The organism is Bacillus sp. FS02 (assembly GCF_024398395.1).
Classification (GTDB): Bacteria; Bacillota; Bacilli; order Bacillales; family Bacillaceae; genus Bacillus; species Bacillus altitudinis.
Genome location: NZ_CP074101.1, coordinates 3161039 through 3179227, shown reverse-complemented (window position 1 = coordinate 3179227; position 18189 = coordinate 3161039). Strand labels below are relative to the sequence as shown.

The following is an 18189-nucleotide window of genomic DNA, read 5'->3' as shown; positions in this document are numbered from 1 at the left end:
TCACATTCCTCCCTCAAGCCTTGTCAGATTAGGTCTTATATGAGCCAATTGCTGCAGGCGTTCAATGATCATATTGCCATCTATATCTAAATAAGCACATTCCATTTCATTTCCATCTTCTTTTTGATCCGGTGCACGGTTAAACACTTGTGCGATGCGAAGCTGGGTTGGAATCATATGAGATGCCGCAATCACAGCTTGTTTGTTTCCATTACATCCAGCATGCGCTACACCTTTTAATGCACCGAGCACAAAAATATTCCCCCCTGCACGAATGGTTCCGCCAGGGTTGACATCTCCTATTAATAAAAGATCCCCTTCGACATAAAGCACCTGTCCAGAGCGTACAATTTTTGCTACAGAAGTAATCTCAGCCTCTGCTTTTAAACGTCTCGCCTCTTCAGTTGACATGACGTCACTTTCAATAGAGTGAATGACGAGATGTTCATTTTCAGACACCGCTTCAGTTAAACGCGCCTCTTGATCCTCTGTTAAATATCGAAAACCAAGTTTAATATGCACATTGACTTTATGTCCTTCTCTTCCGTCTGTATATTGCTCAAGTAAAAGAACCTCTCGCAAGCCAGAAAGAAGGTCTTCAAACGAACAGTCATCATTTAACTGTAATGTTAATCCGTTTTTTGTACCTTTTATTGTCACATACTGCTGTTTTTGAGTTTTCAAGATGCTCACCTCAACAACATACTCATTTCGCCGTAATTGGACAAACTCCTGCTTTTATTCGTCGATCAGTCCTTGTTTCACATTGATGAAAAAGAGCCTAAGCGGCACAACAAGTATGAGAGACGCAGCAGTATTTAAAAGAATCGTTGGAATAAAGCGTTCGATGACATACGTATTAAAAGGCATAATACCTGGTTGAATCGTCGCTTGAACGCCGTACACATAAAACTCCATCACTGCAACAGCAATCATCGATAGAAAGACAACGACTAACATATTCGTTTGGAGGACTTTGAAGGCTTTTGCTAACAAATAGCAGAGCGCACCAAAGCCAAACATATGAACACCAAGTATACCTGTATACGAAATATCATATAAAAGTCCAAAGATAAATCCATAAATCACACCATATTTTTGATTCACAAAAGCTGTCATAAATACAAGTGCGAGTAAGATGAAATGAGGTGCTAAAATTTGATTGTCTGAAACAAATGGGAGCTTCACTAAATCGACAAAAATACTGTCAAATACGAAAATAAACAACATGACGAAAGCAAGAAGGACACGTTTCACGAGCCTTCCTCCTTCGTTAATTGAGATGCATCTGCCGTACTTGTGCTGCGATTCACAACAATCACGCGGTCTAAATTATTGAGTTCAGCAGCTGGTTCTACATAAATAATTTTTGTCAGTCCGTAATGGTCCGGCTCAATTTCGCTTACCTTCCCAATCGTCAAGCCCTGCGGGAATACGCCCCCTGCTCCAGATGTTTCAACAAGATCTCCTTTTTTGACATCCCCATCAGCATCGGATTTTAAAATGTTCATTGTCAGCATTTTTTTCTTGCTGTCATAACCGTTAATAATTCCATTGAGTTCTTCTTTGCCCTTTTTTGCAAAAATTTTCGTTGAAATTCTATTATTTTGATCTGTAGAGCTTAGCAACCTTACAGTCGACGTAAAATTGTTGAGCTTATCACTTTCAATTTTCCCAATTAACGCACCACTCTCATTGGTGACCGCCATATCTTTTTCAACGCCTTGTTTTTTCCCTTTATCAATCATGACAAAACTATCCCAAAGGGACGGGTTTCTCGCAATGACTGTTGAAAGAATGGGCGTGTAATCACGAATAGAGTTCACATATCCGAGCTGCTTGCGAAGCTTTTTGTTCTCATCTTCTAGTTCTTGAAGTTTCGCCTCATATTGGGTTTGTCCATCAAGTTTTTTTCGAAGACGCTCGTTTTCATCATATGTGTTCTTTAAATCTTGTACGTTCCCATAAATACCGGCAATAAATTGTGATGGTTTATGAAAGACACCTTGAAAAAAGCCTGTCGTATCCCCCACTAATTTTTCCGGCCATGAAGCACCTCTGCCGCTTTTCACTGAAAAACCAATCATGGCCACCAGTACGATGACACAGACAAGGAGCAACATTAATCTTTTATTCATAAAAAACTGCGGCATGTCTTACACCTCTTTATTTACGCCCAATTATCGATTATCTTTAGATTTTCCTTTGAACAAGTGAATATGTTCTAGTGCTTTCCCTGTTCCGATCGCCACACAGTCAAGCGGATCTTCAGCAATAATGACCGGCATTTTTGTTTCATCACTAATGACTTTGTCAAGATTACGTAGCAATGCACCGCCGCCTGTTAACACAATTCCACGGTCCATAATATCTGCTGCTAGCTCAGGTGGCGTTTTTTCAAGTGTCATTTTGACCGCATCGACAATTGTTTCCACCGTATCGCGAAGCGCTTTTGCAATTTCTTCTGCCGTAATAGAGATCGTTTTTGGCAGACCTGTTAAAAGGTCACGGCCGCGAATGTCCATCTCATCATGTACGTCAGGCTGCGCAGAACCGATTTCCATTTTAATTGCTTCTGACGTGCGATCACCAATCATAAGATTATACGTTTTACGAATGTAGCTGCTGATCGCATCATCCATCTCGTCTCCTGCAACACGGATCGATTGAGATGTCACAATACCGCCAAGTGAAATAATGGCTACTTCTGTTGTACCGCCGCCAATATCTACAACCATGCTTCCAGTTGGCTCCCATACAGGAAGGTTAGCACCGATTGCCGCAGCAAATGGCTCTTCAATAGGGTATGCGTCACGAGCACCAGCTTGTCTTGTTGCATCAATGACTGCACGCTCTTCTACTGCTGTAATACCAGATGGTACACACACCATCACGTACGGTTTACGAGCAAAAAGCCCTTTACCTTTTAATGCTTGATTAATGTAATATTTCATCATTGTTGCTGTCGTCTCGTAGTCTGCAATGACTCCGTCTTTCATTGGGCGCAGTGCCACAACATTACCAGGTGTACGACCGATCATGTTTCTAGCGTCATTTCCAACCGCCACTATAGACTTCGTATCAGTTTCCAAAGCTACGACCGAAGGTTCTCTCACAACAATGCCTTTTCCTTTAATAAAAACAAGCGTATTCGCTGTTCCAAGATCTATTCCAAGGTCTTTTGTACCAATTCCAAACATATGTATGTATCTTCCTTTCTTAAACCAAAATTCCCTTTAGGGAAAAACTCATAAACTCTATTATATCGTAAAACATTGAAAAAAAAAGTGTTACAAATACCCTTTTTCCTTCAAACTCACAAATTTTTGATCACCGATCACTAGATGATCAAGCAGCTGTATTCCAATCAGCTTCCCACATTCAAAAAGTCGCTGTGTGACTTCAATATCTTCCCTGCTGGGCGTCGGATCTCCAGATGGATGGTTGTGCACACATATAAATGAAGCGGCCGAACGTTTAAAGGCCTCTTTAAAAATTTCGCGCGGGTGAACAATCGACGAATTTAGACTTCCGATAAACACAGTATGTTTATGAAGAACTTGATTTTTGGTATTGAGATAAAGACAAACGAAATTCTCCTGCGTCAAAAATCTCATATCTTCCATCACAAAATTCGCACCATCCTCCGGCGTGCGGATCACATAACGATTGTCCGTCGTTTGATGGTGTAATCTAGTGCCGAGTTCTAAAGCAGCTAAAAGAGAGATCGCCTTCGCTTTTCCAACTCCTCGAATCTTTGACAATTCTTCAATCGAAGCTTCCTTCACAGAACGAAGACCACCAAATGTTTGTAAAAGTCTTGCGGACACTTGAAGAACTGATTCCTTTTTTGTGCCTGTTCTCAAAAGAATCGCGACAAGTTCATGGTTTGATAAGCTGCTTGGGCCATATTTGACAAATCGTTCGCGCGGCTTTTCATCATGAGGAAAATGCTTCAGCAGCATAGGGAAATGATTCAAGATCTACACTCCTTTTTTGATTCCTTCCCGTCATCAAAAAGGGGTGATACCAAATGTTTCAAGCACTCTGACTGTTTTAGCAATAGGGAGTCCTACAACGGAAAAATAATCACCGTCTATTTTTTGTACAAACAGGGCACCTTTTCCTTGAATGCCGTAGCTTCCAGCTTTATCAAGAGGCTCACCGGTTTCAATATAGCGGTCTATTTCATCTTGTGTAAGCGGCCAAAATGTCACGTCTGTCTGTTCATAAAATGTTTCTTTTCTATTCTCTGATTGAATCGTGACACCAGTCAAGACTTGATGTGTCTTACCTGACAATAATTGAAGCATTGAGGCTGCATCTTCCTTGTCTTTTGGCTTTCCAAGACATTTGCCATCAATTGCAACAATTGTATCTGCACCAATGATCACAGCTTTGGGATGTATTTTTTGAATATCATTTGCTTTTTGTTCTGCCAACCATTGGACGTTCTCAGCAGGAGAAAGGTTTCGATTTATTTCTTCTTTTAAATCACTTGCTTGAATGTCATAAGAAAACCCTGCTAAATCAAGCAATTCTTTTCTTCTAGGTGATTGAGATGCGAGTATTAACTGGTTCATGTTTGTTCATCCTTTCAGGGTTTAGCCTAAGAGGTAAGATACCCATTCATCCTATCAAATGAATATCTTACCGACAATTGACGAAAATGCAATTTTCATGTTCCTCCATCATTATGTTGGAAGCAAAAGAAAAAAACTAGTCATTTTTTGACTAGTTTGGCTGTTAAAAACATGATTTTACGTATTTAGTTGATCTAATAGCGCTTGCTGAGATTTCCAGCCATTTTCAGCAGATGGGTCATTTAAAAGCTGTACAGCTTTCAGCAAACTGCTTTTAGCTGGTGCATCGGTTGTTTTGGCATTTTCGAGTTCAGAAATCAGCTGAGTGACTTCTTTTTGATCCACATCATCTCCTGCAATCATCTTAGAGGATAAGACAGATGCCTTCTCTATTAAACCTGTCAGCTCATCCGGCACTTGAAACGAGAGCTCTTTTCCTCCCCATGCTTCAAAGTGCTGATCGATCAATTTTTTCCCAACGGCACTTGTCATCCCTTGTTCTGTGGCAAGTCCGGCAATCACATAATATCCATCATCCATTGATACCTTTTTACCTGCATATCCTGCCTCTTTTAAACTGTCAACTAAGTCATCTGCTCCTTTTTCAGAAGAAAACTTTCCAGCCTGCACCACAAAGGTTGAAAAATGACCTGATGCACTTTTTTCACCTTCATTGTCCTTTGACGTATCTGCAAGATCAGCCGGTGGTGCATCTCCCCCAGCTTTCGCCGAAGGCCCGCTTCCAGATGCTGAGACGCTGATATGATCGCCTCCTGATGGATTGGCAGACCCATCTTTACTTAAACTTAATGCAAATACACCGAGGCCTGTCCCTAGAACGACTGCAAACACAATCGTTGTCATCACTCGTTTGAAGGGACCGCGGTTTTTACTGAACTTCTGGTCAAAAGAACCTTTTTTCTTTTGATAAGGTGTGACGACCTTTGGATCCGAATGGTAAATGTGATCAGCTGCATCGTCCCATTGAAAATCTTCTTCTTTCGGTTTGGCCGGTTCCTCCTCGGAAGCGGCTGTCTCCTGTTCCGACTGCCTCTTTTCCTCCCAGTTCGAAAACGTCACTTGATCCTCTTGCTGTTTTTGAGGTTGATGCTCTTCTCCATGCAGCATTTCTTCCTTGCCATTAATATTGACCTTTAACCCTTGTTTTTTTGCCTGCCTTTTTTTCACTGTCATTCCCCGCTTTCTGACATTGTTTGTAAGAAAGACCTTTCTGTCCAATGAAATAGCGCGAATGTAACCCGTCCTTCTTTCTGTTTCACACTTTAACATAGCCAATAAAAAAAAGAACAAGACTTTTGTCGGCAGGTTCAAAAAGTGTTCGCCAATTTTCTCATCCAAAAAAATCACCAATTGGGTTTAACAGATCACCACAAAAAAGATAAAACCAGAAAGAACAAGCGATGGCAGGAACAAAAGGAAAGGGTTCATTTGCCTTGTAAGAAAACACCTTAGCGTAAACCATTCCCGTGACAGACGAAAGAAAAAGAATGATCAGAAACGGCTTAAATCCGAAGCAAAATGCAAGCACACCAAATAGTTTGACATCCGCTCCCCCCATACTATTTGGCTTGAAATGTTCTAAACTATAAAATAAAAGAAGACAAATAAGAAGGGATGCCGCTCCTTCCCACCAAATAAAAAGTGGTTCTAGCATGCGGTATATGACGAAAAGAGGAAAAAAGAAGAGAAAGAGCTCGTTGGGTACTCTCATATAAAAAAGATCGCTCACGACAGCAATCACGAATAAACTACATAGACTCACAAGAAAAAGGCCCTCAAAAGAGAAACCAGCATGTCTATAAACGAGTAAAAAAAGGACGCCTGTCAACAGCTCAACCAGTGGATAAAGCAAAGAGAGCCGGGTTCCACAATGCTTACATGACCCTTTCAATACAATATAAGAAACAAGCGGGAGCATGTCGTGAAAAGAAAGCGGCTCTTTACAAGCTCCGCAGTGTGAACGAGGAAAAAGAATAGACCGCTTCATTGGAAGCCTCTCACCAACTAGATGAAAAAATGACCCCATGACCATGCCTGTGAAAAACATAAAAAAATCAATCAAATTAGGTGACTCCTTCCGTAAATAGAATAGACCGGATTGTACCATAGCGATTCACCTTTGATCACCTTGCGAAAAAGTGATTTTCCCCCTCTCCTACATATCAAAAGAAAAAAGACGCACACTGCATAGAAGCAATGTGCGTCTTTTCCTTACTGTAAAATACGACTTCGTACATCTGAGATAAAATAAAGGGAACCTGTCACCAGAATCATTGCTGAAGGGTCATCTCTTTTCTTCTGAATGAAGTCAAGCACTGCACGAGGGTCTTCATCAAACGATTTTGCTTCTAAATGACTGCAATCATAAAGCTTTTCCGCTGACTCAGCTCTTGGAAAGTCAAAGGAAACAAAATGAATCGATGAACTAATCCTTTCAAGCTTCTCGATCATTTGTTTGTAAGGTTTATCTTTTAACGCACTAAAACATACATGAACCTGTTTACTAGAAAAATGAGCTTGTACAGTTTCGATTAAACGGTCCATTCCTTCTTCGTTATGAGCACCATCTAAATAAACAAGAGGCTCATCTTGGATCTTTTCAAATCTTCCAGCCCACACCGCTTGCCGAATTCCTTCATACACTTGCTCATCTAGCACATGGATATATCCTTCTTGCTCCAGCCATTCGATCATTAGAACGGCAAGGGAGGCGTTCTGCATTTGATGCGTTCCGATTAACCCTGTCTCTAGCTGCGAGTACTCCCTTTTTGGGGTAGTGAATGTGAAACGTTCACCTGTTTCTGTCGGCTGCTGGTCCTTAAAGGTACAAGTATCATATAACGAGATAAACGGCGCATTCTTTTCTTCGGCTTTGTGTTGAATCACAGTAAGAGCATCCGCTTGATGAACGGCCGTGATCATCGGAATCCCAGTTTTAATAATGCCAGCTTTTTCTGCTGCAATCTGATCAAGTGTGTCGCCTAAAATGGCCATATGATCGTGACCAATCGACGTAATTGCTGTTAAGATGGGCGCTGCCACATTTGTAGAATCAAGTCTTCCGCCAAGCCCTGTTTCCAAGAGGACAAAGTCTACTTGGTGCACATGGGCAAAATAAGCAAACGCACATGCTGTAATGATCTCAAACTCTGTTGCTGCACCAAGCTCTGTATCATCTAATTCATCAACTAAAGGCTTGATTTCGTTCACCAAACTCAGCCACTCTTCGTCCAAAATCGGCTCCCCATTAACACTAATTCGTTCATTGAACGTTAAAATAAATGGTGAGGTGAAGGTTCCAACTGAATAGCCCGCTGACTGTAAAATGGATCGAGTAAATGCAATCGTTGATCCTTTTCCATTTGTTCCAGCTACATGCACCGCTTTTATTTTTTGTTCAGGATGGTCTAGTCTGTCCATCAGCCATTTCATTCGTTCAAGTCCCGGTTTGACACCGAAAGCGAGTCTGCTATGAATCCATTCAATGGCTTCATGATAGGTTGTAAACAATGTCATCTCTCATTTCATACGAAATTTTCAAAAAAGACGACTCCAATTCATTAGGAGCCGTCTTTTCACTCTTATGCTTTCAGCTCTTCAATACGCTTTTGAACAGCTTCGCGTTTTGCGACATAATCACGTTCTTTCGCACGCTCTTCTTCTACGACACTTTCAGGCGCTTTTTTCATAAAGCCTTCATTGCCAAGCTTTTTCTGAACTCGTTCCACTTCTTTTGTCAGTTTATCAAGCTCTTTTTGCAGACGGGCAATTTCTTCGTCTAAATTGATTAAACCTTCAAGCGGAAGAATGAGCTCTGCTCCAGAAATAACTGCTGTCATCGCTTTATCACTAGCAGGAACATCCGTGCCAATTTCAAGCACACTTGGATTCGTGAAGCGCTCAATATATGAACGGTTCTTCTCTAAACGTTCCTGTACATCAGATGTGGATGCTTTGATATATAGCTCGACTTGTTTGCTCATTGGTGTGTTGACTTCACTGCGAATGTTACGAACAGAACGAATCAGTTCAACAAGCAGCTTCATGTCAGCAGAAGCCTGTTCGTTTGAAAGCTCAGGCTTCACTTCAGGCCATTTCGCAACCGTAATAGACTCACCTTCGTGAGGCAGATGCTGCCAGATTTCTTCTGTTAAGAACGGCATAAACGGATGTAGAAGTCTCATCGTTTGATCTAATACATACGCAAGGATCGAACGAGTCGTTTTCTTCGCCGCTTCATCTTCTCCATAAAGCGGAAGTTTCGCCATTTCAATGTACCAATCACAGAAATCATCCCAAATGAAGTTGTATAAATGTCTGCCCACTTCACCAAATTCATACTTATCAGCAAGCTGTGTGACACTTTCAATTGTTTCATTTAAGCGTGTTAAAATCCATTGATCAGCAACTGATTTTTCTCCTGTCAAATCAAGCTCATCATACGTTAAACCATCCATATTCATGAGAGCAAAACGGGATGCGTTCCAAATTTTGTTCGCAAAGTTCCAAGTGGATTCAACCTTTTCAAAGCTAAAACGTAAATCTTGACCTGGAGAGCTTCCAGTCGCTAAGAAATATCTCAGTGAATCCGCACCGTATTTGTCGATGACCTCCATTGGATCAATTCCGTTGCCAAGTGACTTACTCATTTTACGCCCTTGTTCATCGCGAATAAGACCGTGAATGAGGACGTCTTTAAACGGTTTTTCTCCTGTGAATTCAAGACCTTGGAAGATCATGCGAGAGACCCAGAAGAAAATGATGTCATAGCCTGTAACAAGCAGGTTTGTTGGATAGTAGCGCTTGAAGTCTTCACTATCTGCATCCGGCCAGCCCATTGTAGAGAAAGGCCAAAGCGCTGAACTAAACCATGTATCAAGCACATCGTTATCCTGTTCCCAGTTCTCTATATCTTCTGGCGCTTCTAGTCCAACGTATACCTCTTTCGTTTCTTTATGGTACCAAGCTGGAATGCGGTGTCCCCACCATAGCTGACGAGAAATACACCAGTCACGGATATTTTCCATCCAGTGTAAATACGTCTTTTCAAATCGGTCTGGAACAAATTGAACTTGCTCATCACCTTTTTGCAGATTGATGGCTTCATCTGCGAGCGGCTGCATTTTCACAAACCATTGTGTTGATAAATATGGCTCCACTACAGCGCCACTGCGCTCACTGTGACCAACTGAATGCATGTGGTCCTCAATTTTGAACAAAATGCCTTCTTCTTGAAGATCTTTCACAAGCTGTTTACGACATTCGAAGCGGTCCATTCCTTTGTATTGAAGTGCGTTTCCATTCATTGTGCCATCTTCATTCATCACAAGAATGCGCTCTAGGTTATGACGGTTTCCAAGCTCGAAGTCATTCGGGTCATGAGCCGGCGTAATTTTTACAGCTCCTGATCCAAATTCCATATCGACATAGTCATCCCCGACGATTGGAATCTCTCGGCCTGTAATTGGTAAAACAACTGTTTTCCCAATCAAATGCTGATAGCGTTCATCTTCAGGATGTACAGCGACTGCCGTATCTCCCAGCATCGTTTCAGGTCTTGTTGTCGCAATTTCAATCGAACCTGATCCATCTGCAAGCGGATATCTCAAGTGATAAAACGCACCTTGCACATCCTTGTAGATGACTTCAATATCAGAAAGGGCCGTTTTTGTTGCTGGGTCCCAGTTAATAATGTATTCTCCGCGATAGATCAATCCTTTTTCATACAATTGAACAAACACTTGGCGGACCGCTTTATTCAAGCCTTCATCTAATGTGAAACGCTCACGCGAATAGTCTAGACCTAGACCCATTTTCGCCCACTGGCTGCGAATAAAATCGGCATACTCTTCTTTCCACTTCCACGTTTCTTCTACAAATTTTTCACGTCCGAGATCATAGCGGCTCACGCCTTCTTCGCGAAGCTTTGCCTCTACCTTTGCTTGTGTTGCAATACCCGCATGGTCCATTCCTGGCAGCCATAAAACATCATAGCCCTGCATCCGTTTCATACGAGTCACGATGTCTTGAAGGGTTGAATCCCAAGCATGCCCTAAGTGTAATTTTCCTGTCACGTTTGGTGGAGGAATGACGACTGTATATGGATCTTTCGTTTTGTCATTTTGTGCTTCGAAGAATTTCCCTTCAAGCCAGTACGTATAGCGGTCTTTTTCAATCGCATTTGGATCGTACTTTGTTGGCATTTCTTGATTATTTGTTTCCATTTGTGTTACCTCCACATTTTTTCGGCTGATGAAACATAAAAAAAAGCCTTCTCATCCTTATAAAAGGACGAAAAAGCTTTTTCGCGGTACCACCTTTTTTCACGAAACACTTAGACGTGTCCCGTACTCTCTAAAGGATAACGGGGATCTCCCGAATTTCTCTACTACATGTTTCAAGAAATTAAGCTCACAGGCGACCTTCCAAACAAGTGCATCCTAGAAAACCTTTCAGCTATTGGTTTCCCTCTCTTTAGGGTCTTGCTCGTACTCTTCCTGATCCACGCTTACGATATATCACGTTCATCAGCTTATACTCATCTTTTATTAATATTACTAAATGCCTTTTGTTTTCGTCAATCATCTTTTCCGCTTTTCTTCTTCTTTATACAAATTGGGCAGGCACCCTTTGCTTTATTGCCCATATGATAATAACAAAATAAAGAAGGAGGGCGTTTTATTTTGAAAAAGATCAATCCTTACACACTCCCCCCATGGCTTAGACAAATTCGGGCAGTTGCCTCCCAAGTCGTTCTCCCGATTGCCATATTTCAAGGCTTTCGCACGATCATTTTTCCCACAACATTTGACGTCCTCATCTTAGGAATTCTCATATTTCTCGCCTGTGCCTTTCATCTTGATTGGTTTTAAGAGAGCTGAAAGCTGCAGGCTCACTCTTATGTAACGATTACCCCATATTAGACATTTGACAGCAAACAACCTCGTCACTCTTCTGATGACGAGGCATTTTGTTCTTCTTCAAGGCGTCTAGCTTGCTCAATTTCGTGTATTTTCATGACGATCGGCTCAGAATTTTTCATTTGCCAATACGCCCTTAACAGCTCCTGACAACTTTCCATCTCATCCTGTCCGCCTGCTTCATAGGCTTTCACCGTATCAAACAAACCCTGCGGATAAGCGAGGTAGCTCAAGAACAAATGAATCTCTTCCTCACGAAGTTTATTTCCCTTTTGATACGTATAAAACAAAGATGTGCATTCAGGACAAGGAGTAGGGTAGGTTTTGAATGTGCGATAGTAAAAGGTCAAAAGGTCATAAATGGGGGCTGCCTTTTTGGACCGCTCAAAATTGGTGAAATGTCCTGTACCTACATCATTGTACAAAAAGTGATGGATCGACAATTGCCCATGGTTTAACACAATACGTGTCGTCTCTTGGTCTTTCATTTCCTCATGCCAATCCTCTAAACGTTCAAGTGCAAATTCACTTGCAGACATCGCTTCTGAAAAATACATAGCAGCAGCCAGCTCAAATGGCGACATATACCATGTTTGTTCTGCCCGCTCGATAAATCGTTCATACATGTCTTTCTCTGTTTCCCATTTGCTTTTCATTTGGGTGTAGTGAGCCTCTATTTCCTGCTCAGTAATGTCCATCATGACTTCTGTTCGTTTATGAAGTCTTGCAATCTCTTGAAATAAATATTCATGTTTATCGTCCTGCTCTTCTCTCTTTTCATTCGTCAGCCATGGCATAAGGTAATACGTGTACTGGCTTTCTCGTTGATTTGAGAAAAAGGAACCGCTCTTCGTGCGATAAATCGGCACAAAGGAGCGATAGCCTTTTGATTCTAGTTCAAGCATTTGCTCTGTAAATTGCATTTGTCGATGGGGTTTTACTCGCTTTAGTGCAAATACGCCCTGCTTTGTATACACTCTAACGACAGCTGGACTGACAGGTTCGATATATTCAGCCTCAAGCCCATATTCGTATAGGACAGATTGGATTTCATCCACGTTCTCTCACCACATTTTCTCGGTCCATCATCTCATACTATGCATTGCTTTTTTGATATTCAGGAATATAAAGAATCTGCCCTTCTTCAAGCTCTGCATCCACCGACAATGAATTCGTTCGAAGGAGCTGCTGCACATTCAACTGATATCGCTCACAAATACGATCGACCGTATCTTCTTGCTGAACTATACATATTTTCATGCGAGAAAAATCTTCCTCCTCCTGCTTAGCGAACAGCTTCGTTAAATAAAGAGAATTCTCACTGCCAGACGCTTCTCTCTGGTCATGTTCAAACTCCTCAGCTTCTTGAGCTGATTCATACACCTTTGGTGCTTCACGTTCATATAATCGTTCGAACTGATAGCTGTCATCCCGCTCTTCCTGTGTCTGTTCCATCTGATAAGCAGGTGATTCAAAGGCTGGATAAGCTGGCGGCTCTTCTTCTTCCTTGCTCTCTGCTTCAGGGTCTTTCCTCACTTCCACCTCAAAGAACGTATCATCCCGCTCCTCTTCTTCTAACAGCTTAGGCGGGTCAAAGAATGGCGGCTCTTGAACTTGAGCTTCTGGGAAGGAACGATACCCAAGCGCCACGGCTTCTTCTTCCTCATTTTCCTCCTCTTCTTCTGTTTCTTCCACCATCACCGTCTCGATGTCTATTTCATCCTCTTCTTGTTCAGTTCGCGCTTCATGTTGCAAAGCGGCCTGCTGTTCTGCATTTTCTTCATGCTCTTCATATTCAGACTGCGCCTGATATTCATAAGTGACATCGCCATATTCCTCTTCAGCACGATGGACAAATTCATATGGCTCTCCTACAAGCGGTTCAGGCGTTCCTTCATCTAACAGACCTTCAATGGCCAAATCAGCCTGAATCGTGAGCAAACGACTTTCTGTCAGCTGGTAATCAAATGCATCAATAAACACAAATACATCATTTAAATGACTAATTTTGTTCTTGGGGATCGTGATATCCACCGGAAATTGATGCAGCAGCTCAGCCGTTCCGTCCTCTCTTACCTTCACCTCATCAGCCTGCCTGTATGATGCATAGGAACTGGATTCACCCATTAGCTCCTCTTGATTTATGTTGTATTCTCCTGTTAGCTCGAGTGAACCTCTAATGGAAACATAATCATTCACTTCTTGAACGAGAATGTCAGGATCGAGAGAAATTGACAGTAGCTCACTGACTTCCTGTCCGCTTTTGAAATAAATGGACTCTTCTACCGAAAACTGTAATCGATTGTTTTGAGACAAGTCGGTGTCCTCCTTTCATCTAATCCTTCAAAATAAAATTAGATGTCAATACAGGTGTATGAAGGAGGCGGTGAAAATATGATTGGTTTTATGCAAAGCAAAAAGCCGATATGTCTCCATATCGGCTCAGCGTGTAGACAAACCCTCGCATTCGGTGTCAGTCCTGCGCGCTGGTGCTCACGAATGTCAAATTCGCTCCGCTCCGGTGCTCGTCCTTCCTAGACTGCAAAGGTTTTCTTTCACGCTGAAAAGAAGACAAAGGGCTAAAATAAAGTTCATTTTAACCCTTTGTCAACGATCTAAGCCGATATGTCTCCATTTCGGCTTTTGGTTACTGAGCTAATTTTTGAAATACCTTTTCAACTGTCTCAATTGTATACTCGATGTCTTCATCCGTATGAGTAGTTGAGAGGAACAGCCCTTCGAATTGTGAAGGTGGAAGGAAGATGCCGTGATCAGCCATTTCCTTGTAGAATTCAGCGAATAGAGCGAGGTCAGCTGTTTTCGCTGTATCGTAATTGACGACTTGTTCGTTTGTAAAGAAGAATCCGATCATGGAACCGGCACGGTTAAATGTTAATGGAATCCCATGTGCTTTCGCCGCTTTTGAAATGCCTTCTTCCAAACGATCTCCTTTGCGTCTAAACTCTTCATAAGACTCAGGTGTCAGCTGTTTTAATGTTTCAAGACCTGCTGTCATCGCAAGCGGGTTACCGGATAACGTTCCTGCTTGATAAATCGGGCCGCTTGGCGCAATTTGTCTCATAATGTCCGCTCTACCGCCATAAGCACCAACTGGCAGGCCGCCTCCGATGACTTTACCAAGACATGTCAGATCAGGCGTAATGCCAAAATAGCCTTGGGCACAATGATAATCCACACGGAAGCCTGTCATGACCTCATCAAAAATGAGTAAAGAGCCATATTGTTCGGTGATGTCTCTCAATCCTTGCAAGAAACCTTCCTGCGGAGGGACAACCCCCATATTTCCTGCAACTGGTTCTACAATGACACCTGCAATGTCGTCTCCAAATTCTTCAAAAGCGACTTTGATGCTTTCTAAATCATTGTATGGAACGGTGATCGTATTGCTTGCTGTACCTTCAGGGACACCAGGGCTATCCGGAAGTCCAAGCGTTGCCACACCCGAACCAGCTTTAATAAGCAAAGAATCACCGTGGCCATGATAACAGCCTTCAAATTTCACAATTTTGTTTCTGCCTGTAAAACCACGTGCTAGACGAAGCGCACTCATCGTCGCCTCTGTTCCAGAGCTGACCATACGAATGACCTCAATAGAAGGAACTCGTTCTGATACAAGCTTAGCTAATTCATTTTCAACTAAAGTAGAAGCACCGAAGCTTGTACCATGTTCAGCTACTCGCTGAATGCTTTCAACCACACGGTCATTCGTATGCCCTAAAATAAGCGGTCCCCACGATAAGACATAATCAATATATTCATTTCCGTCAATATCGTATATTTTTGCGCCTTTTCCTCGTTCCATAAAAATCGGGTCTGTATTGACTGATTTAAATGCGCGCACAGGGCTGTTCACACCACCCGGCATTAACTGCTGCGCTTCTTTAAATGCTTGCTTTGACTTTTCATAGCTACGTCCCATTTCAACGTCCTCCTGTCTATCCGTTCTTTATTCTGAGAGCCATTTTGCTGCATCTTTTGCATGATACGTAATGATTAATTCTGCGCCTGCACGTTTCATGCTAGTCAGCATTTCAAGAACAAGCTCTTTTTCAGAAATCCACCCATTTTGAGCTGCTGCTTTCACCATTGCATACTCTCCGCTCACATTGTACGCAACAACAGGAAGTGTAAATTCATTTTTCACATCACGCATGATATCTAAGTATGAAAGTGACGGCTTCACGATCAGGAAGTCAGCGCCTTCTTCTACATCAGACTGCGCTTCTCTCAGTGCTTCTAAGCGGTTTGCAGGGTCCATTTGATACGTTTTACGATCTCCAAACTGCGGTGTGCTATGCGCCGCATCACGAAACGGACCGTAAAAAGCACTTGCATATTTCACAGCATATGACATGACAGGCACATGAACAAAGCCGGCCTCATCAAGCGCCTCACGAATTGCGATAACAAAGCCATCCATCATGTTTGATGGAGCAATGATATCTGCACCTGCACGAGCCTGACTGACAGCGGTTTTCGCTAAGAGCTGAAGAGATTCATCATTTAAAATTTCTCCATCTTCAACGATTCCGCAATGTCCGTGATCTGTATATTGGCATAAGCAAGTATCAGCAATGACCACAAGCTCAGGGAAATGCTTTTTGATTTCAAGCGTTGCTCTTTGAACAATCCCATGATCGTGATAAGCTTCACTGCCTACATGGTCTTTATGGTCTGGTACCCCAAAAACAATGATAGATTTAATCCCAAGGTCAACAAGCTCTTGGACTTCTTCTTTCACAAGATCAACTGAAATGTGATAGACACCCGGCATTGAAGGGACTTCTTTCCGGACATTCTCTCCCTCTACAAAAAAGATGGGATAAATGAAATCAGAGGGTCTTAAAAATGTTTCTCTCACCAATTCTCTCATTCCTGCGCTTGTACGCAATCTGCGGTGTCTGTTAAATTTCATCATTGGTTCAACTTCCTTTCAGATAAACGGCACATCAAATCAAGCATCCCGTCTATCGTATAAGTATCTGGGGTTTCAGAAGAAATCCCGTATTGAAGCAGTGCCTCTTGTGTAAGAGGACCGATGCTCACAAAACATGTGTCTGATGCAGCTAATCTATCGATATCAGCCTCCATGGCGTGCATAAAAGAATGAACAGTGGAGGAGCTTGTAAATGTAATAAAATCAAATGATTGCTCCATCATTGCCGACTTGAGTGCGATAATTCCGTCCTCATCCTTCACTGTTTCATATATAATCCACTCTTTTACATCAATGCCAAGCGGAACGAGGGTATTCTTCACCACATCTCGTGACAGATGGCCTTTTGCTACAAAGACACATTCTTCTGGGTGTACATGATCAATTAAAGCATCTGCCAGTTCTTCTGCTATAAAACGTTCTGGAACCACATCCACTTTTAGGCCGTGCTGCATCAGATAGGCAGATGTTTTTTCACCTACGGCCGCCACTTTCAAGTGGGATAAGCTTTGATGTAATTGATGCTTCTCTATATAACTAAGAAAAAAAGACGCACCATTTACACTTGTAAACACAAGCCAATGGCTTGCTTCTAAATCTTCTAAAAATGCCTTCGCTTTTTCTTTTGTCAGCGTTGGTTCAAACCTGATAAGAGAGGTTAAAACAGCATGGCCGTTCAGCGCTTCAATTTTCTGCTGAAACGCACCCGCTTGACGTTCATTTCGAGTGACAAGCACCGTCTGTCCGTAAAGCGATTTGGCTATCGTCATTGGGAAGACAGATCCTTTTTCACCTTGTCGATCAAATCTTTTGCTCCCTTAACCGCCATTTGCTTCGCACATGCTGTTCCGATTGCCTCAGGGTCAGTACCTGTTACGGTTTCTCGAATAATCGTATGGCCGTCCGCAGATGCCACAAGACCTGTCAATTCAATTTCATCACGCTCATTCATCGTTGCGTAACCAGCGATCGGCACTTGACAGCTTCCATCCATTTGCTTAAGGAAGGCTCTTTCAGCAAGGACCGTTTTCTTTGTATACTCATTTGTGAATTGAGCTAACAGCTGCAAGAGCTCTTCGTCATCTCCCCGACATTCTATCGACAATGCGCCCTGCCCCACAGCAGGAAGGCAAGTATCAGGAGATAAAAATTCCGACACGACTTCTTGACTCCAGCCCATTCTAGACAATCCGGCAGCCGCTAGAATAATCGCATCATACTCTTCATTTTTCAGTTTTTCGAGTCTCGTATCAATGTTTCCACGGATCCATTTAATCTCAAGATCTGGTCTCTTCTGAAGAAGCTGGGCACTGCGCCGTAAGCTGCTCGTTCCCACAACCGCTCCCTTTGGTAGTTCATGAAGACGGAGATGATCCTTTGAAATCAACGCATCCCGCACATCTTCACGCTCAGGAATACAGCCGATGACTAAACCTTCCGGAAGAGAGGCCGGCATATCTTTCATGCTGTGTACTGCCATATCGATATCATGGTTCAGCATTGCTTGTTCAATCTCTTTAACAAACAGACCTTTTCCGCCAACCTTTGATAAGGTCACATCTAAAATTTGATCACCCTTTGTCACAATCTCTTTAATTTCAAAAGAATAAGAAGGGTTTAGTTCAGACAACTTTTGAATGACCCATTTTGTTTGTGTAATCGCAAGTTTGCTTCGTCTAGAACCTACTTTAATTGTACGCATTACGTC

17 protein-coding genes and 1 other annotated feature are annotated in these 18189 nt (G+C 42.3%); of the genes, 1 reads left to right on the top strand and 16 read right to left on the bottom strand.

The window, feature by feature from the left end; translation table 11 throughout:
- The 10 genes from minC to KFQ09_RS16155 all read right to left on the bottom strand — a co-directional run bounded on the left by minC (window position 1) and on the right by KFQ09_RS16155 (window position 10828).
- Window positions 1-684 carry a septum site-determining protein MinC gene (gene minC / locus KFQ09_RS16200; protein ID WP_007501533.1) on the bottom strand — a complete coding sequence of 228 codons (684 nt, stop codon included), beginning with the start codon at window positions 682-684 and terminating at the stop codon, window positions 1-3.
- A gap of 54 nt (window positions 685-738) precedes the next feature.
- Window positions 739-1257, bottom strand: coding sequence for a rod shape-determining protein MreD (mreD, locus tag KFQ09_RS16195; protein ID WP_008342803.1), 519 nt, complete (start codon window positions 1255-1257; stop codon window positions 739-741).
- A complete protein-coding gene (mreC, locus tag KFQ09_RS16190; RefSeq protein WP_007501536.1) occupies window positions 1254-2153 on the bottom strand; it encodes a rod shape-determining protein MreC in 900 nt (299 codons plus the stop codon). Before mreC ends, mreD begins: the two co-directional genes overlap by 4 nt.
- Before the next feature lie 27 nt (window positions 2154-2180).
- On the bottom strand, window positions 2181-3200 hold the full coding sequence (locus KFQ09_RS16185; RefSeq protein ID WP_007501538.1) for a rod shape-determining protein: 1020 nt from the start codon (window positions 3198-3200) through the stop codon (window positions 2181-2183).
- Window positions 3201-3290: 90 nt separating this feature from the next.
- On the bottom strand, window positions 3291-3965 hold the full coding sequence (radC, locus tag KFQ09_RS16180) for a RadC family protein (protein WP_026050121.1): 675 nt from the start codon (window positions 3963-3965) through the stop codon (window positions 3291-3293).
- Between the two features lie 48 nt (window positions 3966-4013).
- Window positions 4014-4583, bottom strand: coding sequence for a Maf family protein (locus KFQ09_RS16175; protein WP_007501543.1), 570 nt, complete (start codon window positions 4581-4583; stop codon window positions 4014-4016).
- Window positions 4584-4760: 177 nt separating this feature from the next.
- The gene (locus KFQ09_RS16170; protein ID WP_099496651.1) at window positions 4761-5954 is read right to left on the bottom strand and encodes an SPOR domain-containing protein; all 1194 of its coding nucleotides are present in this window, start codon (window positions 5952-5954) and stop codon (window positions 4761-4763) included.
- Complete coding sequence (locus tag KFQ09_RS16165; protein ID WP_182489286.1) at window positions 5935-6666, bottom strand: prepilin peptidase; 732 nt, start codon at window positions 6664-6666, stop codon at window positions 5935-5937. Before KFQ09_RS16165 ends, KFQ09_RS16170 begins: the two co-directional genes overlap by 20 nt.
- Before the next feature lie 149 nt (window positions 6667-6815).
- The gene (locus KFQ09_RS16160) at window positions 6816-8120 is read right to left on the bottom strand and encodes a bifunctional folylpolyglutamate synthase/dihydrofolate synthase (protein WP_255835822.1); all 1305 of its coding nucleotides are present in this window, start codon (window positions 8118-8120) and stop codon (window positions 6816-6818) included.
- A gap of 65 nt (window positions 8121-8185) precedes the next feature.
- Complete coding sequence (locus tag KFQ09_RS16155; protein ID WP_072367476.1) at window positions 8186-10828, bottom strand: valine--tRNA ligase; 2643 nt, start codon at window positions 10826-10828, stop codon at window positions 8186-8188.
- Between the two features lie 60 nt (window positions 10829-10888).
- Window positions 10889-11118 (bottom strand) — a binding site (T-box leader).
- Between the two features lie 169 nt (window positions 11119-11287).
- Between KFQ09_RS16155 and KFQ09_RS16150 the strand changes: the two genes are divergently transcribed.
- Window positions 11288-11476, top strand: a complete 189-nt coding sequence (locus KFQ09_RS16150; RefSeq protein ID WP_003216497.1) for a hypothetical protein — start codon at window positions 11288-11290, stop codon at window positions 11474-11476.
- Window positions 11477-11550: 74 nt separating this feature from the next.
- Here KFQ09_RS16150 and ysxE read toward each other — a convergent pair whose 3' ends face one another.
- From ysxE to hemC, 6 genes are all read right to left on the bottom strand, one after another.
- Entirely contained in the window at window positions 11551-12582 is a 1032-nt protein-coding gene (gene ysxE / locus KFQ09_RS16145) for a spore coat protein YsxE (RefSeq protein ID WP_255835821.1), read from the bottom strand.
- Between the two features lie 37 nt (window positions 12583-12619).
- Window positions 12620-13840 carry a LysM peptidoglycan-binding domain-containing protein gene (locus KFQ09_RS16140; RefSeq protein ID WP_255835820.1) on the bottom strand — a complete coding sequence of 407 codons (1221 nt, stop codon included), beginning with the start codon at window positions 13838-13840 and terminating at the stop codon, window positions 12620-12622.
- Between the two features lie 331 nt (window positions 13841-14171).
- Complete coding sequence (gene hemL, locus KFQ09_RS16135; RefSeq protein WP_007501554.1) at window positions 14172-15464, bottom strand: glutamate-1-semialdehyde 2,1-aminomutase; 1293 nt, start codon at window positions 15462-15464, stop codon at window positions 14172-14174.
- Window positions 15465-15491: 27 nt separating this feature from the next.
- Complete coding sequence (gene hemB, locus KFQ09_RS16130) at window positions 15492-16463, bottom strand: porphobilinogen synthase (protein ID WP_007501555.1); 972 nt, start codon at window positions 16461-16463, stop codon at window positions 15492-15494.
- Entirely contained in the window at window positions 16460-17251 is a 792-nt protein-coding gene (locus KFQ09_RS16125; RefSeq protein WP_007501556.1) for a uroporphyrinogen-III synthase, read from the bottom strand. The genes hemB and KFQ09_RS16125 overlap by 4 nt, the downstream gene beginning before the upstream one ends.
- A complete protein-coding gene (gene hemC / locus KFQ09_RS16120; protein ID WP_236809990.1) occupies window positions 17248-18183 on the bottom strand; it encodes a hydroxymethylbilane synthase in 936 nt (311 codons plus the stop codon). Before hemC ends, KFQ09_RS16125 begins: the two co-directional genes overlap by 4 nt.
- Window positions 18184-18189 lie beyond the last annotated feature (6 nt).

Bases quoted from the DNA above. Each gene is read 5' to 3' on its own strand.
- KFQ09_RS16125 (WP_007501556.1), bottom strand. From the start codon at position 17,251: ATGACGATAGCCAAATCGCTTTACGGACAGACGGTGCTTGTCACTCGA.
- KFQ09_RS16175 (WP_007501543.1), bottom strand. From the start codon at position 4,583: ATGAACCAGTTAATACTCGCATCTCAATCACCTAGAAGAAAAGAATTG.
- hemB (WP_007501555.1), bottom strand. From the start codon at position 16,463: ATGATGAAATTTAACAGACACCGCAGATTGCGTACAAGCGCAGGAATG.
- hemC (WP_236809990.1), bottom strand. From the start codon at position 18,183: ATGCGTACAATTAAAGTAGGTTCTAGACGAAGCAAACTTGCGATTACA.
- KFQ09_RS16160 (WP_255835822.1), bottom strand. From the start codon at position 8,120: ATGACATTGTTTACAACCTATCATGAAGCCATTGAATGGATTCATAGC.
- mreC (WP_007501536.1), bottom strand. From the start codon at position 2,153: ATGCCGCAGTTTTTTATGAATAAAAGATTAATGTTGCTCCTTGTCTGT.
- KFQ09_RS16155 (WP_072367476.1), bottom strand. From the start codon at position 10,828: ATGGAAACAAATAATCAAGAAATGCCAACAAAGTACGATCCAAATGCG.
- KFQ09_RS16185 (WP_007501538.1), bottom strand. From the start codon at position 3,200: ATGTTTGGAATTGGTACAAAAGACCTTGGAATAGATCTTGGAACAGCG.
- radC (WP_026050121.1), bottom strand. From the start codon at position 3,965: ATGCTGCTGAAGCATTTTCCTCATGATGAAAAGCCGCGCGAACGATTT.
- hemL (WP_007501554.1), bottom strand. From the start codon at position 15,464: ATGGGACGTAGCTATGAAAAGTCAAAGCAAGCATTTAAAGAAGCGCAG.